The following is a 16,381-nucleotide window of genomic DNA, read 5'->3' as shown; positions in this document are numbered from 1 at the left end:
GGGCGGCTCATGCGTGCGGCCAAGGCAGCTCAGGGGCTAGCAGACGATCGCCGTCAAACCCCTCGACATCACCAAACCGTTGCAGGTCACGGTTGTTCCACGCCAGTAAAGCCTCGACGATATCGGCCTTGTCGTGCGCAACAAAATTCCACCACAGATAAATCTCCTCGGTTAGAGGCACGCCCCCCAAGAGCAATGCACGCGAGGCTGCAAAAGACTGCAAGCTCAGCTCGCTCAAGCCACGCCCCAGATAAGCCAGCTCGTTACTGGCAAAGGTTTGACCATTGATGCTGAAGGCGCCTTCCAGCGGCAAAATGCCGTACTCGAACTGCGGATCAAGGCTCAAGTGCACACTCGCGGCGGCGTCACACCGCAGGTCGATACCCACCAGTGGCGAATAGAATCGACCCGGTGCGGTTCGGCCTGCAAAACCTCCGGCCAATAACGTGAGCTGCAAGCCTCCTTCAGCCCAGGTCGGCAAATCGGGGTAGTGGTCAAATGCCGGTGCGCAGTCTTTATCGGCCTGCGGCAAGGCGATCCATAGTTGCGCCGCATGCAGGTGATGCTCCTGCGCCAATGACTCTTCGGTGTGGGTAATGCCCCGCCCGGCCGTCATCAGGTTGACCTGGCCCGGACGAACAACCTGCTCATTGCCCAGGCTGTCTCGGTGCAGGACTTCGCCTTTGATCATCCAGGTAAAAGTCTGCAGGCCGATATGCGGATGCGGGCCGACACGCAACCCCGCATTGCTCTCAAACACCGTAGGGCCGGCATGATCGAGAAAACACCAGGCGCCAATAGTGCGCCGCTGCCTGGAGGGCATCAGCCGATTGATCGCAATCCCACCGCCCACCTGTGCAGTGCGCGCCGTAATACGCTGAATCTCGCGAACACCCTCAGCCCTCGGGCAATCAGATGACGTGGACAACTGATTGAATGGCTCCTGATTACTCATAGCTGCTCCTTTACCGCCAATTGACTTCGGATGCTGACACTGGCGCTCAGCAATTTATAAATCGGGCAAGTATTGGGGACCGCCAACAAGACTGATAAAGCTCTGCGTGCAATTCGATGCGGCGCAGGATTTGCGCAGCGCGCGGCTCCTGCACAACACGCCACTCGACATTAACTCTTTCTATCGAGTGCCTTCTTTCAGGCCCAACAGTTGCCACTCCCAGCGCAACCCTTGACCAAAGGCACCGCCCAGCTCAGCAAAGAGCTTGGCCACCTCACCTGCCGTTTCTTCATGGGACCAGTCGCGTTGCAACTCACTGATGTAGACCGCCGCCGTCAGCGGCCGGGCACCGGCTTGTACCATGCGTTGTACACCCCGCTCATGGCCTTCGGTGCTGCCCCCGCCCGCGGCATCGGTGACGATATACACCTCATACCCCGCCGCCAGTGTGCTCAACACCGCGAAGCTCAGGCAGACCTCAGTCCACAAGCCCGCAATCACCAGCTTTTTCTTGCCGGTGTCCTCGACCCACTTGCGCACCCGCGGGTCATCCCAAGAGTTGAGGCCAGTACGGTCGATCGGTTGCTGTTCGGGAAACACCGCCTGCAGCTCCTGGAAAATCTCCTGGCGCTCGGCGTAGGCCGTGGTCAATAGCGTGGGAACATTGAAGATCTTCGCGCCCTTGGCCAACAAGGTGGTATTGGTGACGACCGTATCCGCCGAGTGAGAACGCACTGCCAACAGCTGAAGGTACTGATGGTCAATCAACAGCAATGCGTGATTGTCAGCGTTCAATAGCGGGTCATTGGCTGGAATTTGGTGGTGTTTTTGCATCTGGACGCTCCTCGTCTCGGGCTGAAGTGGAGGCCGCCTCTCGCAGCGCAGCCCCCACGCCTGGGCTTACTTGCGCTCGGTCAACGCGTTGTAGCTGGTGAACAGGTTGCGATAGTCCGGGATGTGGTTGGAGAACAAGGTCCCCAGGCCTTCGATATCGTTGCGCCAGTCGCGGTGCAGCTCGCACGCCAGGCCGAACCAGGTCATCAGTTGGGCGCCGTTGGCGGTCATGCGGGCCCAGGCCGATTGCTGGGTCAGTTCGTTGAAAGTGCCGGAGGCATCGGTCACCACAAACACGTCATAGCCTTCGGCCAGGGCCGACAGTGCCGGGAACGCCACGCACACCTCGGTCACCACGCCAGCGATGATCAGTTGCTTCTTGCCGGTGGCCTTGATGGCCTTGACGAAGTCTTCGTTGTCCCAGGCGTTGATCTGCCCAGGGCGGGCAATGTACGGCGCGTCCGGGAACAGGGCCTTGAGCTCGGGCACCAGCGGGCCGTTGGGGCCGGTTTCGAAGCTGGTGGTGAGGATGGTCGGCAGCTTGAAGTATTTGGCCAGGTCAGCCAGGGCCAGGACGTTGTTCTTGAACTTGTCGGGCTCGATATCGCGGACCAGTGACAGCAAGCCAGCCTGGTGGTCAACCAGCAGGACAGCTGCATTGTCTTTGTCCAGGCGAACGTAAGGTTTAGACATCATGATGCTCCTGATAAAAAAGGTGCTTGCCCAAATGGACTGCACCGGGGAAGGTCAGCCGTATTTACTTGCGCTGGGAGTCTAGCTCTTCGTGATTGTTTGCCACTTGCTGGGCCTTGATGTAGCTCTCGATCAGCAGTTGGTAGTGCGGCATGGCCTGGGTGTAGACGTTCGCCCACTCCTGGGCATCCGGACGGTTCCACGAGCCTTGCAGTTCCGACAGGGTGCCCATGATGTCGATCGGCACCACGCCGGCCTGGGCCAGGCGCGCGACGGTCAGGTCGGTGGCCAGTTTCGAGTGGTTGCCCGACGCGTCGACTACGGCGAACACCTTGTAGCCTTCATGCACCGCCGCGATGGACGGAAACGCCAGGCACACGCTAGTCAGGGTGCCGGCAATCACCAGGGTCTTCTTGCCGGTGGCCTTGACCGCCGCGTGGAACTCGGGGTTATCCCAGGCATTGATCTCGCCGCGCCGGGCCACGTACTGGGCATGGGGCGCCGCCTCGTGGATCTCCGGGATCAACGGGCCGTTCGGCCCCTGGGGCACTGAAGCGGTGGTGATGACCGGGATTTTCAGCAGGGTCGCGGCCTTGGCCAAGGCAATGGCATTGGCGCGCAATTGAGGAACATCAATGTCCTTGACGATCTGGAACAGGCCACTCTGGTGGTCGATCAGCAACATGGCGGTGTCGGTGGGGTCAATCGTCGGCTTCTGACCATTAAAGTTTGCAGCGTTACCTGAAGCGCTCATTTGCATTTCCTCTTGCGTGGATGAACCTCCCTGGCATGACTGCCTGCCAAATGCCCGGCAGGCTCTGCACGTCCTGTGCAGATATGAATGGGTTACGACTCGCCAGGTTCGTTCGCTTTCGGACCTCAGGCCTCGAAGCGCCTGGCAACAGCTGACAATTCCAACAATGGAACGCCTGCGCACAGCAATTTTTGTTAGCGCAAGGCGATCATTTTTTGCATTCCTGCAGATTTACCCTGAACGGAGCCAACGCTAATGGCCCACCCGAGCCAGTCCAGCCCACCGAGTGCCAGCCCATATGCCCCCTGCCGCTACCGTGATTCACTGCGCGTGTGTGGCCTGAAACAAACAGCGGCTCCACCTTAGTCATCACTCTAGGTGTTCGGTAGTGGTTGAATTAGACTTCACCATCTCAAAATTGGAACGATGCGCATGTTCGACCTGAATGAACTCTTCCTCTACGCCAAGGTGGTGGAGCATGGTGGCTTCGCGGCGGCCGGTCGGGCACTCAACATGCCCAAGTCGACCTTGAGCCGCCGGGTCAGCCAGTTGGAGGCGCGGCTGGGGGCACGCCTGATACAGCGCTCGACCCGGCAGTTCCAGGTCACCGACATTGGCCTGGCCTATTACCGCCACTGCGTGGCGATGACCGCCGAGGCGGAGTCGGCCGAGGACCTGATCGCCTTCAACAAGGCCGAGCCCCGTGGGGTGATTCGCCTGAGTTGCACCACCGCCCTGCTCAATTACTGGGTGGCGCCGATGCTGGGCCAGTTCATGGCGCAGTGCCCCAGCGTCGAGCTCAACGTGAAGAGTTTCAACCGTAAGGTCGATGTGATCAGCGAGGGCTATGACATTGCGCTGAACCTGTGCTTCCCACCGTTGGAAAGCAGCGACCTGGTGATGAAGCTGCTCGCCAGGAGCACCCAGGTGCTGGTAGCGAGCCCGGGTTTTTTACAGGAGCATCCACGGCCCCAGGTCCCTGCCGATTTGTCAGGACTGCCGACCATCTGCTGGGGCAACCCGACAGCGCAGTACGTCTGGGGCCTGACCGGGCCAGCAGGCGAGACGGCCGAGATCTGCCACGCACCACGGCTGATCAGCGATGACATGCCCACCCTGAAAAGCGCGGTGCTCCAGGGCGTGGGCGTCGCCAACCTGCCGCTGGCGGTGGTCGAGGATGAGATCAGACACGGGCGCCTGATCAGCCTGCTCCCCGATTGGCGCCCCACCGAAGGCGTGATCACCGCCGTCTTCCCTTCAAGGAGGGGACTGTTGCCGTCGGTGCGCACGTTGATCGACTTTCTGGCGCAGGCGTTTGCCGCGCAGCAACAGCAGCACAGCTGAGGCCGCGCCCAAGGTGACGAAGTGTGACCGCGACCACCAACCGTGTTTCCAGGCCCCCTGCTCGGCCCACATCCTGCGTACCTCCCACGGCGTGAAAAGCACTGCACCCCGGGCAACCTCCCTTGATCGCCCCCGGCGTCTGTGACTGGACGCCAGTGGGGGGAATTACATCAGCGCAATAAACGTTATGTATAACGACCAGTTAACCATGTCGCGCATTTTGTAGGATAAGTCGTCTATCCCCCGCTTTACACCATCGTAGTTACCGAACAAGAATGAACACCCCACGCAGTACCATTAACTAATTCAACCAGAAAAACATTTTTCCGGAGAATACAGAATGGCCAGCGAAAACTATGCAAGCAATGGCGTCGCAACTGCACCATTAACTTCCGTGAATCAGGCACTCAACTTTGGTCGTGACTATTCGCGTCTAAAGAACTACTACGAGACCTGGTCAGCCGATTATGACAATGATGTCTCTGAAGAAAATTACTGCGGCCCCAGCATGCTCGCAGATCTCTTCGACTCATTGCGCCGAGCCCCGCGGGAGCGCCAGTCGCTGCGTATCATGGATGCCTGCTGCGGCACTGGCCTGGTGGGTAAAGAGCTGATGCTACGGGGGTTTTCGCCGGTAGACGGGTGTGACCTGTCGCCGGCCATGACCCACCTGGCGCACAAGACCCAGGCCTACGCCAGACTGTATGGCGGGGTGGATCTTACGGAACACAATCCATTGATTGCAGATAACCAGTATGACGCGACCTTTTGTTGCGGTGCGTTTATCCAGGGCCACTTACCCATCGAGGCGATCCATGAACTTATGCGCATTACCACGCAGGGTGGAGTGATTCTGTTCAGTACTCGCTGTAGTTTTTATCAAGACGAACACTTTGATAAATTCCTGGACAAGTTAACCGCCTCTGCACAACTTTGTGCACTGCCCTCCTTTATGAACGCTGCTTACTTAAACGATGTGCAAGCCCACTACTTGGCGTTCGCCGTCAACAAATAATCAGGAGTCGAACATGGATGTGCTCAAAAGTATCTCCCTTGAGCGCCTTGCATCGACCCAAGCAGATTATGAAGTCAGCCGTTTGCGCGATTGTTGCGTCAATGATGGATTCTTCTACCTGGCCGATCATGGTATCCGGCTCTCGTTGATAGAGGATGCCTTGGCCACGGCGCGCCAGTTCTTTGCGCTGCCACTGTCGATCAAAAAGCAGTTTGGCCAGGACCGCCAAGTAGTCAGCCCCAAGACGTGCCGTGGGTATGTCGATACGTTTGGCGAGACCCTGCATGCGCCCACCGGCCCCGACCGCAAGCAGCATTTCGACATGGGCCGGGAAGCACCGGCCTGCGACTTGCCTTTTACCGGGCCGAACCTGCTGCCCAGCGACGACCAGGCGCCCGGATTTGCCATGGCCATGCTGGCTCTGCAACACGAAGTTATGAGCCGCGTAGTGCCCGCGCTGCTGCGCGGCCTGGCCCGGTCCCTGGGGCTGGATGGCGAATTTTTCCAGGGCTTTTTTTCCGACCCGGTGTTGATCCAGCGCGCCCTGTATTACCCGCCGTCGGGCAGCGGCGCGGGCAAGCACACCGATAACGGCATGTTCACCTTGCTGTTCCAGGACCCGCGAGATGCCTGCGCCCTCAGTGCGTTTTCCCAGGGGCGCTGGATCGACGTGCCGTGCCGCAAACACGAGGTGGTGGTCAATCTCGGCGATATGTTGATGAAGTGGAGCAACGGCCTGTTCACCAGTACACCGCACCAGGTCATCCACCGCGCCAGCACCGCCAGAGTGTCGTTGCCGTTTTTTGTGTACCCGAACATCGATGCGGTGTTCACGCCCCTGGGCGGCGACGCAACGGTCGCCTGCCAACAGGTGATGCTCGACAACTTTAATTCCATCTGGGTGTCCGGCCAGGGCGCCGGCAGGGCGCGCGAGTTCGCTTGAAGCAGCCCCACAGGAGAAGCGATATGGACAGCGCAACGCCAAGCAAAATCGCCTTCATCGGCGTCGGAAATATGGGCCGCCCCCTGGTGGAGCGCCTGCTGCACGCCGGCTACGCCGTGCAGGTGTATGACATCGACGCGGCACACGCACGCTCGGTGATCGCCGCCGGTGCCTGCTGGAAGGCCACCCCGGCACTGTGCGCCAGTGGCTGTGAGGTGGTCGTGACCTGCCTGCCTCTGCCCCATCATGTACTGGAAAACATGACCGGGCCGCACGGCGCGCTGGCCGGGATGGCGGCGCATTCGGTGTGGATCGACACCTCCACCACCGACTACCACAACACCCGCTACATCGCCGGGCTGGCCCGGCAAAAATCCATCTACAGCCTGGAAGCCCCTGTCAGCAACCTGTCGCACATGGGGGTGGATTTCGCCAACGTGTGCTTTTACATCGGGGGCGATGAACGCGGTTATCAATTGAGCCACAACGTGTTGGAGACCATGGGCCGCAAGGCATTTTACGTGGGCGAGATCGGCGCCGGGCAGTCCGTCAAGCTGCTGACCAACCTGCTGTTCTACGCTGCGACCGCCGTGTGGGCCGAGTTACTGGTATTGGCCAGGGCCCATGAGATCCCGCTGCATTGGCTGTGGGATTTCGTCAAGACCTCCCGTGGCAACTGCTTTGTCAGCAACCAGTTGACCCCCTTTATGCTCGACGCCAGCTATGACCATTCCTGCACCCTGGAGATCACGGTCAAGGACATGAACCTCACCGAGGCGCTGGCCGATGAGCTGGGAGTGGCGATGCCGTTGGGGCGCATCGTCGCTGAGCGTTATCGACAGGCAGGCGCACAGTTCGACAGCCAGGACAATCACGTCAAGATCGCCGCCTTGAGCGAACAGGAAAATCGCATTGCCCTTGCCCTGCCGGGCTTCCAGGCGCCCTCGCCCTACGGAGCCAATCGCGCCTACCGCCATAGCGGCGCCTTTACCGAGGATGCCTTCGGTCGCATCACCCCCACCCTGCCGCACGCGTTCCATTGCGGCATCACCTTTACCGACAATCAGAAGATCAAGCTGGCGGCGCACCTGGTGGAGTTTCTCGCTTGCATCAACCGGGTCATCCTTGGCGAAGCGGCTGAGATCGGCAGCGCCATGGGCCTGTCACCGACGCTGATCACCCAGGTGGTCAACTGGAGCTGTGGCCCCAGCTGGGTGGCCGAACACCTGGACAGCTACGAGCCGTGTTTCGACAGCATCGCGGTGGTCGAGCAAAAACGCCACGCGCTGCAACTGAGCGTGATCAACCGGATCTTCCAACAATCGATCCTGGATGCGGCCATCCCACGCCGGATACCGGGCCTGGCCCTCGCCGAGGGGGTATGTGCGCCATGAAAATAACGTCGATCAAGGTCTATCAGTTCGATGTGCCGCTCAAGGAAAAATACAGCCTCAGCGGCGGGCGCCTGCACTATGCCGCGCTGGACTCCACCGTGGTGGTGATCGGCACCGACAGCGGCTTGCAGGGGGTGGGAGAAAGCTGCCCATGGGGCGCCACCTACCTGCCGGCCTATGCCAAAGGCGTACGGGCGGGGATCGCGGAACTGGCGCCGCACCTGCTGGGGGAGAACCCGCTGTACCTGGAGCAGATCAACGAGCGGATGGACGTCATGCTGCCCGGGCACCCCTATGTAAAAGCGGCCATTGACCTGGCCTGCTGGGACATTCTGGGCAAGCACTGCCAGTTGCCGGTGTATGCCTTGCTGGGAGGCAAATTCCAGGCCTCGATTGCCTTGCAGAGCAGCATCCCCACAGGTGATCCCGAGCACATGGCAACGCACCTGCAAGCCGCCCGCCAGCAGGGTTATCGTACCCATTCGTGCAAGGTGGGTACCGGTGTCGTGGAGGATGTCGCGCGGATCAACAGCCTGATCGAGCAACGCCTGCCGGGCGAGGTGATCACCTTCGATGTCAATCGCGCCTGGACGGTGGCCGATGCCGTCGCGGTGATGAACAGCGTGCAGGATCCCACGGTATGTTTCGAACAGCCCTGTGAGTCCATGGACCAATGCCGCGCCGTGCGCGAGCTGACCCGCAACCCGATCATCCTGGATGAGTCCATCGTGACCCTGGCCGACCTGGTGTACGCCCAGCGCCATAACATCACCCAGGTCATCGGGCTGAAAATCGGCCGGGTCGGCGGCTTGACCAAGGCCCGGCAACTGCGCGACTTCTGCCTCCATCACGGGATCCAGATGAACATCGAGGACGTCGGCGGCACGCTGGTGTCCGACAGCGCCGTCATGCACCTGGCCACCGCGACGCCGGCGCGTTTTCATCGTGCGAGCTGGAACTGTTGCCGCCACCACGATGTGCAACTGGCCACGGGCGGGTTCGATATTCGCCAGGGCCGCGCCTATGTGCAGGACAGGCCGGGGCTGGGGCTTGACCTTGACCCCCGGTGTTTCGAATCGGCGCTCGCCCAGTACAACTGAGCCCCCCACCCCTTTATCCCCGTTGATCCATGGAGGTTCCATGTCCAGCGCCCCATCGTCCCCGCACCTGGCTCGAGGCTTTGCCGCCGACCCCTTTGCATCCTTCACCTTGCCCAGCGAACACTATGTGGACAGCGGGCTGTTCGAGCAGGAAATGCAGCTGATTTTCTGCAAGACCTGGCAGTACGTATGCCACGTGTCAGCCCTGGCCCAGGTCGGCGACTATTACGTACGCGACCTGGGCCGCCAGAGTGCCCTGGTGGTAAAGGACCAGGATGGCGCCTTCAAGGCCTTCCACAATGTGTGCCAGCACCGTGCACATCGGCTCGTGGAGGGCCGCGGGCATGTGCCCGGGCTGCTGACCTGCCCTTACCATGCCTGGGCCTACAACACCCAGGGCCAACTGATCAGTGCGCGCAAGTCCGAACACGTCAAGAACTTCAGCACCGCGCAGGTGCAACTCGCACCCATCCGCCTTGAGGTATTTTGCGGGTTTATCTTTATCAACTTCGACAGCCACTGCGCCTCCATGCAAACCCTGCTGCCTGGCCTGGAGGACTCCATCCGCGCGTTCGCCCCCGCACCGGAACGCTTGGTCCATGCCTACTCCAAGGACTACAGCGTGCAGTCGAACTGGAAGGTCTCGGTGGAGAACTATTCGGAGTGTTATCACTGCCCGATGTGCCACCCGACGCTGTCCATGGCCACCCTGGACCTGAAGAGCTACCACTTGGCGATCCATGAGCATTACCACGCCCATGTCAGCCACGACAGCGGTGAGAACCAGGGTTATACGATGAAGCAGACCTCCGCCCAGTCCCGCCAGTTTGGCGCCTGGTACCTATGGCCGAATTTTTGCCTGGAGGTTTACCCAGGAGGCTATATGAATGTGCTGCATCACATCCCGCTCGCGGTGGATCACACCGTGCAGGTGGTCGAATGGTTCTGCGAGGCGGCCACCCCCACGCGCGAAGAACAGGAAGTCATCGACTTTGTGGCGGTGATTCGTGAAGAAGATGTGCCGCTGTGCGCCAGCGTGCAGCGCGGCTTGAGCAGTGATGGCTACCAGCAGGGGCGCTTTATCGTCGACCCAGGCCTGGGCGCCAACAGCGAACACGCCGTGCATGACATCCAGAAAAAAACCCTGGCAGCGCTCGGCCTGCTGCTCGCCGAAGATCGCTAAGGCCCGTGTAGGCCGATGCCCCCTGACTGAGCCGGCTTGCCGGTTCAGCCAGGGCACAAACGCTCCCCCCATGTGCTGGGCAGCGCTTAGCCTCAGTCGGCGAACGACGACTTCAACCATTCCAGCAACTGCCGGGCTGCCGGGCCCAGGTTGGCGTCTCGCCACTTGTAGACGCTCAGGGCTTGCGGCAAGTGGGTCGATTGCGCAAAGGGCCGCACCAGCTCACCGCTGGCCAGCATTCTTTCAGTGGTCCTGCGCCACCCCAGGGCAAAACCGAAGCCCGCGACGCAGGCCTGCATCATCACCGGATAGCTGTCGAAGAACTTGCCCTTGGGGTCGCCCAGCTTGATGCCGTACTCCAGCAACCAATCGTTCCAGGTGCTCCAGTCCTGCGGCACCGCGACATGGTGCAGCAGCGGCAGGTTGGCCAGGTCTGCCAGGGCCAGCGATGTACTGCCAAAGGACGCGAGATAACGGGGGCTGCACACCGGGTAGATTTCGTCGCTCAAGGTAAACAACCGCGTGTGGTCACCAGATGCCCGGCCCGAGGTCTGGATGGCGATATCAAATTTTTCCGCGGTTTCGGTAATGGGCTGGGTCGATGCGTTAAGCCGCACTTCGATCTCGGGGTGCTTGTTGTGCAACGCGGGAATATTGGGAGTCAGCCAATAAAAGGCTTCGCACAGTTGCGCCACCAGCACCACTTCGCTGTTGTCCCGGCCTTTTTTCAGGTCTTCGGCTTGCGACGCAATGCCCAGGAAGGCGGTGCGCACGGTATCGCGAAATTCGACCCCCGCCGCCGTGAGGAACACCGCGCGGTTTCTACGGGTAAATAAAGCAACACCGAGAAATTCTTCGAGGGCACGGACCTGTTTGCTGATGGCTGCCTGGGTCAGGTGCAACTCTTCTGAGGCTTTGGAAAAGCTCTCAAGTCGCGCCGCCGCTTCAAAAGGCACAAGGCTGGACAGTGGAGGCAGTGAGCGTTTGAAATTATCCATAATTTTCAGTCCTTCTGCGTAACCATAAGTCACTTTAAATACAACCAGTGCTCACCCAGAATCCTTACTGCAGGCCAATCAAGGAAAACTCATGTCTGGAAGCACTACGATAACCGCCACCGATAACCGACAAAGCATTCTTATCGTGGTGGGTTCGGTATTTTTGCTGTCGGTGTCAGACGCCATCATCAAGGCGACCAGTCCCGATACGTCAATGTGGCAATTGTATGTGATCCGCTCCGTCCTGGCCTGCGCCATTCTGCTGGCGTTAGTGGTGCACATGCGCGGCGCCGCGCAGTTGCGCCCACTGTCCCCGCTGTGGGTGGTGATAAGAAGCCTGCTGCTGTCGTTGATGTGGATCGCCTTTTACGGCGCCCTGCCCTTTATCAGCCTGACCATCGCTGCCCTGGCAATCTACACCACGCCCCTGTTCATTGCGTTGTTCGCGGCCCTTTCACTGAAGGAAGACGTGACCCTGCGCAAATGGCTGGCGATCGGCCTGGGGTTTGTCGGGGTCTTGATCACCCTGGCGCCGAGCACCGAAGAATTCAATACCTATGCCCTGCTGCCGGTACTCGCCGCCATCCTGTACGCCCTCGCCGTGGTGGTGACCAAGGGCAAATGTGCCGATGAGGACCCCATGCTGCTGGCACTGGCCATGAATGCCGCGCTGCTGGTGATCGGTGTGCTCGGCAGCCTGGTGGTGATGCAGACCGGCCCGCATTTCCCGAGCAATGAAGGTTGGCGCTTCCTGATCGGCGGCTGGTCGGCCATGGGCCAGGCCGACTGGTGGATCATGATCGTATTGGCGGTGTTGATGGTGCTGGTCAGCATCGGGATCGCCAAGGCCTATCAAATTGGCGAGACCTCGATCATCGGCGCGTTTGACTACACCTACCTGATTTTCGCCATCGCCTGGGGCGCCCTGCTGTTCAACGAAATGCTCAACGGCCGAACCGCCACCGGCCTGGTCCTCATTCTGCTCTCGGGTTTCCTTGCGCTGAAAAAACCCGCTGGCGAGCTGTAGATACCTCACGTGCACAGGCCCTGCCCAGGAGCTGTTTATGCTGACGTCATCTCATCTGCCCAATGTGATTGTGTGGGCCGTTTCCAGGAGCCGCTCAACCGCCTTCGAGCGCGCCGTGATGCAACACCCGGGCGTGAAGGTGCTGCATGAACAACTGTCGGAGCCGTTCCTGGCCCGACACTTCCCGGCAAAGCATGCGCTGATCGAGCGCAACCGCCAGGCCGCGCAAGGCCCTGCGGGCATCACCCACTACAGCCAGGCGCTGGCCCTGCTGAGCCAACGTCCGGCCGAACCCCAGCACCTGCAATGTGCCAAGGAGATCGCCTATTTCTTCGACTTCCAGGCCATCGATGGCGCCTGGTTGACCGCATTCAAGCATGTGTTCCTGGTGCGCCAGCCGCTGGCGGTCATGCAGTCGCTGTATCGCGTCAGCCAGGGCGGCGGCACCACCTATTTCGATGCCGACGAGTCGGGTTTCGATGAACTGGCACGCATTCATGGCCTGGTGCTGGAGCATTGCCCCAGCGATCACGTGCTGTACCTGGACAGTGACGCCGACTTGATGGCAGACCCCCAGGGCACCCTGCTGCGCTTCTGCGATTTTGCCGGCATCGAGTATTCCCCAAGGCTGTTGGCGTGGCAGCCGGAACAGGTCGCGCAATGGCAGTTTTTCAAGGGCTGGCATGATGACGCCGAGCGCTCGTGCGGGTTCGCCCAGGTGACGCACCCGGCCATGGATTTCCCGCCTATCGTCGAACAGACGGCCCGGGACAAACAGGTGATTTATCGGTTTTTCCAGCTGTGCGCCACCTGGCAACGCCAGGCTGATACAGCCGATCACCTCAAGTGCCTGCATGAACCCGCCACCACGCGGCTCCAGGTGCTGTTACTGGCCCACACCGACGAGCAGCGCCAGCGCGCCCTGCAACTGGCGGCGCATTTGCCCGACGACTATGCCCTTTGGCTGCTGGACAGCGCCAGCCACACCCTGAGCGACCAGACCCTGCGTGAACTGGCGCTGTTGCAGGACGGGCCGCTGGTGCTGCTGACGGCCAACGAGCACTTGACCTATTGCTCTCCCGAGCAGGCGCGCCAGCGGTTCCTGTGCCTGGTGGCCCCGGATACGGCCTCGGCCAGGGCCCTTGGCCTGCCACTGATTACCCTCGAGCCAAACACCCCTGCTGCACAGGGGCCGCGAATCAGTGCTCAGTTGGCCACCCTTGCGCGCAACGCAAGCCTGCACAGCCGCGCACGCCAAATCGCCAGCAACCGCTACGCCAGCGCGGCCATCGCACCGGGCCTGTCGTGGCAGCAACATTTCTTGCGCCTGCTGGAGCAGGCTCCCGAAAGCCTGGTCGCGATGACGCCCCACAGGCAGCTAAATGCGCGGCAGCTACACGCCCATGCCGTGACGCTGGCCGAGCGCCTGTCGAGCCAGTGTGCCCACGGCGGCTGGGTGGCGATCCGCCTGGACAAGGACCTGCGCAGCCTGATCAGCATGACCGCGTGCAGCCTGCTGGGCTGGCCCTACCTCGACATCCCCCATTGGTATGGGTTGGAGGCCACTGCCAAGGCCCTGGCCAATCTGCGGCCGGTGGTGGTGATCGGCGACAGCAGCAGCCTCAATGACCTGCCGCCCGGCTACCCCAGCCTGGTGTTCGATGAACTGCCCGCCACGCCCGCCCGGCCCGCCACCTTGCCCCACCGGGTACCGGGGACAAATGACCTGGCCTACGGCCTGCTCACGTCCGGCACCACCGGCACGGCGAAGATCGTCACCATCGGCGAGCACGGCCGCCTGGACTCCCTGGCGTTGTGGCAACAGCACATCCGCCCGGGTGATCGGGTGGGCCTCAACGCCTGGATGGCCGGGTATGTGTATTACCCGATTTTCAGCGGCGCCACCGTGTGCCTGATGCCCGACGCCATGGTGCTCGACCCCCAGGCCCTGCGGGCATTCGTCGAGCATGGCCAGCTTAGCCAATTGATGATCACCCCCAGCCTGGCCGCAGGCCTGATGCACGATGAGCCCGCGTTCAAACAGGCCTTTGCCGGCGTGCGGTGCCTGTGGCTAAGCGGCGAACAACTGCCGCCGTCCACGCGGCAGAACCTGGTGCGCTGCCTGCCCAATTGCCGGGTGATCGACCTGTATGGCTCCAATGAAGCGGGCGACGTCGCGTTAGTCGCCCCCGACGGCCATCTGCAATGGACCCCTGGCACCCAGGCCTACGTGCTCGACCCGGCCCTCGATTGCACCCCACTGGGTGGCCACGGCGAACTGTACGTGCAGACCCCGGGGCTCAGCGTCGGCTACCTGGAGGACGATGCGGCCAACCGCAGCGCATTCGTGGCCAACCCACTGGCCCAGGAGTGCCCAGCGCTGGCCCCGCGGCTGCTGCGCACCGGCGACAGAGTCCGCCTGGACGAGGCCGGCGAGGTCTACCTGATCGGGCGCGCGACCACCCACCTCAAGGTGCGCGGCTTCAAGATCTTCAGCGCCGACGTCGAGCGCGTGTTGATGGCCCATCCCGAGGTGCGCAGCGCCCTGGTCACCACCCGTGGCGAAGGCCCGGACTTGCAGCTGGTAGCGTTTATCTGCGCCGTGGACTCCGGCAAGCCCCCCACTGCCGGCGCCCTGCGCCAGTGGGCGGGCCAGCACCTGCCCGCCTTCAGCGTGCCGCTGGGGTATTTTTTGGCCGCCTCGATTCCGGCAGGTGCCAGCCAGAAGCGCCTGGGCGCCCAGGCCCTGCTGCAACAGCCACTGACACCGCTGGCCGACGAGCAACCGCCGTTGACGCCGCTGCAAACCCGCCTGGCCCGGTTATGGGCGCGCTGCATGAACCTGCAAGGCGTCACCCTGGGGCCGGACAGCGACTTTATCGAGATTGGCGGCAGCCTGTTGCTGCTGGACTTGATCAATCGCATCAACCGCGCGTTCGACACCGACCTGACGATTGCCGACATCACCCGTGACTCGACATTGGCCGGGATCAGCCGGCAGTTGGCCCATCGGCTGCAAGGCGCGCCGCTTTTGGAAGTGGCCTTTTCGGTCACGGCACACGCCGAGCGTTATCTGGCGCACTTGAACACGGCCGTGGCGAACCTGCCCCAGGTGCCACCCCGCCTGGCCCGACGCACACTGCTGGTCACCGGCGCCACCGGGTATCTGGGGCGCAGGGTGGTTGCCGAGCTGCAACACAGCGCCGGGGTGCAGACGGTGTTGTGCCTGGTGCGTGCCGATGATCCGGCCCTGGCCCAGCGGCGCATCGCCGAACTGGGCCTGACACCTGGCAGCACACGGGTCGTGGGCCTGGCCGGGGACCTGGCGCAACCACGGTTGGGCATGTCGAGCGCGGCCTATCAAAGCCTGTGCCAGGAGGTGGACTGCATCATTCACTGCGCCGCCGACGTCAACTGGCTAAAAAGTTATGAACGCCTGGCCCAGACCAACGTCGGTGGCGTAGTCGAGGTATTGGGCCTGGCCGCCGCCAGCGGTGCGGCCGTGGTGTTCGCCTCGACCCTGCCAGAGCCGGTCCCCTCCACCGGCTATAACCGCGCCAAGCTGGTGGCCGAACAACTCGCGCTGGGTTTTTGCCAAAGCCGTGGGCTGTGCCTGAACATCCTGCGCTGCGGTGACATCAGCGCCCCCGCCAACCCGGGCAGTGGTTCATCGATCAACCAGGAAGACTATGTGGGGCTGCTGATTCGCAGCTGCCTGGCGCTCAAGGCCTGGCCTGACGAAGCCCATTGGTCGCTGAACCTGACCCCCGTGGATTATGTCGCACAGGTGTTCACCCACACCGCCCTCCACGGCCAGGCCCTGGGTTTGCCGCCGCTCCAGCACCTGTACAACCCCGCACCGAACCTGCCCTGGACGCAGCTATGCGCCTGGATGCAAACGCTGCTGGGCCACGCGCAGTTCGCGCCCCTACCCCTGGCGCAATGGCAAGCCCGACTCAAGGCGCAGGCCCCGGGCCAGGCCGTGCTGCAACGCACGCTGCTGATCCTGGCAATGATCATCGACGACTTCAGCCACTTCCACCCGCCACCGCCGCTGCTGCTCGATCACCTCAAGTGCCCGGCAATCGACGCCGAATGGACCCAGCACTATCTCGCGGCCTTAACCCTTACACAGGAGTGA

The 16,381-nt window shown here is 61.7% G+C and carries 13 protein-coding genes; 8 read left to right on the top strand and 5 right to left on the bottom strand.

Annotated elements, in window-relative coordinates:
- Positions 1 to 7: 7 nt before the first annotated feature.
- The 4 genes from ACSSVH_RS11620 to ACSSVH_RS11605 form a co-directional block, all read right to left on the bottom strand.
- Positions 8 to 955, bottom strand: a complete 948-nt coding sequence (locus tag ACSSVH_RS11620) for a pirin family protein (protein WP_170041564.1) — start codon at positions 953 to 955, stop codon at positions 8 to 10.
- Between the two features lie 180 nt (positions 956 to 1,135).
- A complete protein-coding gene (locus ACSSVH_RS11615; RefSeq protein ID WP_170041565.1) occupies positions 1,136 to 1,789 on the bottom strand; it encodes a hydrolase in 654 nt (217 codons plus the stop codon).
- A gap of 66 nt (positions 1,790 to 1,855) precedes the next feature.
- On the bottom strand, positions 1,856 to 2,482 hold the full coding sequence (gene ycaC / locus ACSSVH_RS11610) for an isochorismate family cysteine hydrolase YcaC (RefSeq protein WP_492634573.1): 627 nt from the start codon (positions 2,480 to 2,482) through the stop codon (positions 1,856 to 1,858).
- A gap of 64 nt (positions 2,483 to 2,546) precedes the next feature.
- Complete coding sequence (locus ACSSVH_RS11605; RefSeq protein ID WP_170058044.1) at positions 2,547 to 3,236, bottom strand: isochorismatase family protein; 690 nt, start codon at positions 3,234 to 3,236, stop codon at positions 2,547 to 2,549.
- A 432-nt stretch (positions 3,237 to 3,668) separates the two neighbouring features.
- On the opposite strand from ACSSVH_RS11605, the gene ACSSVH_RS11600 reads away from it, so the two are divergent.
- The 6 genes from ACSSVH_RS11600 to ACSSVH_RS11575 all read left to right on the top strand — a co-directional run bounded on the left by ACSSVH_RS11600 (position 3,669) and on the right by ACSSVH_RS11575 (position 10,215).
- Positions 3,669 to 4,580, top strand: coding sequence for a LysR substrate-binding domain-containing protein (locus ACSSVH_RS11600; protein WP_492634572.1), 912 nt, complete (start codon positions 3,669 to 3,671; stop codon positions 4,578 to 4,580).
- A 340-nt stretch (positions 4,581 to 4,920) separates the two neighbouring features.
- Positions 4,921 to 5,595, top strand: a complete 675-nt coding sequence (locus ACSSVH_RS11595; protein ID WP_492634571.1) for a class I SAM-dependent DNA methyltransferase — start codon at positions 4,921 to 4,923, stop codon at positions 5,593 to 5,595.
- 13 nt (positions 5,596 to 5,608) lie between these two features.
- Complete coding sequence (locus ACSSVH_RS11590; protein ID WP_169955269.1) at positions 5,609 to 6,538, top strand: isopenicillin N synthase family dioxygenase; 930 nt, start codon at positions 5,609 to 5,611, stop codon at positions 6,536 to 6,538.
- A gap of 23 nt (positions 6,539 to 6,561) precedes the next feature.
- Positions 6,562 to 7,932 (top strand): NAD(P)-dependent oxidoreductase, encoded by a 1,371-nt coding sequence (locus tag ACSSVH_RS11585; RefSeq protein ID WP_492634570.1) that lies wholly within the window; start codon positions 6,562 to 6,564, stop codon positions 7,930 to 7,932.
- On the top strand, positions 7,929 to 9,032 hold the full coding sequence (locus ACSSVH_RS11580) for a mandelate racemase/muconate lactonizing enzyme family protein (protein ID WP_492634569.1): 1,104 nt from the start codon (positions 7,929 to 7,931) through the stop codon (positions 9,030 to 9,032). Before ACSSVH_RS11585 ends, ACSSVH_RS11580 begins: the two co-directional genes overlap by 4 nt.
- Before the next feature lie 40 nt (positions 9,033 to 9,072).
- Complete coding sequence (locus ACSSVH_RS11575; RefSeq protein WP_492634568.1) at positions 9,073 to 10,215, top strand: aromatic ring-hydroxylating oxygenase subunit alpha; 1,143 nt, start codon at positions 9,073 to 9,075, stop codon at positions 10,213 to 10,215.
- A gap of 92 nt (positions 10,216 to 10,307) precedes the next feature.
- Here ACSSVH_RS11575 and ACSSVH_RS11570 read toward each other — a convergent pair whose 3' ends face one another.
- Positions 10,308 to 11,213, bottom strand: coding sequence for a LysR substrate-binding domain-containing protein (locus tag ACSSVH_RS11570; protein WP_170041572.1), 906 nt, complete (start codon positions 11,211 to 11,213; stop codon positions 10,308 to 10,310).
- Between the two features lie 91 nt (positions 11,214 to 11,304).
- Here ACSSVH_RS11570 and ACSSVH_RS11565 point away from each other — a divergent pair, with 91 nt between their 5' ends.
- Together ACSSVH_RS11565 and ACSSVH_RS11560 are read left to right on the top strand one after the other, a co-directional pair.
- Positions 11,305 to 12,240 carry a DMT family transporter gene (locus ACSSVH_RS11565; RefSeq protein ID WP_169955274.1) on the top strand — a complete coding sequence of 312 codons (936 nt, stop codon included), beginning with the start codon at positions 11,305 to 11,307 and terminating at the stop codon, positions 12,238 to 12,240.
- 37 nt (positions 12,241 to 12,277) lie between these two features.
- Complete coding sequence (locus ACSSVH_RS11560) at positions 12,278 to 16,381, top strand: SDR family oxidoreductase (RefSeq protein ID WP_492634567.1); 4,104 nt, start codon at positions 12,278 to 12,280, stop codon at positions 16,379 to 16,381.

The organism is Pseudomonas sp. HC1(2025) (assembly GCF_058742075.1).
Note: the sequence above shows the minus strand (reverse complement) of the source record. Positions and strands in the feature narration are given on the sequence as shown.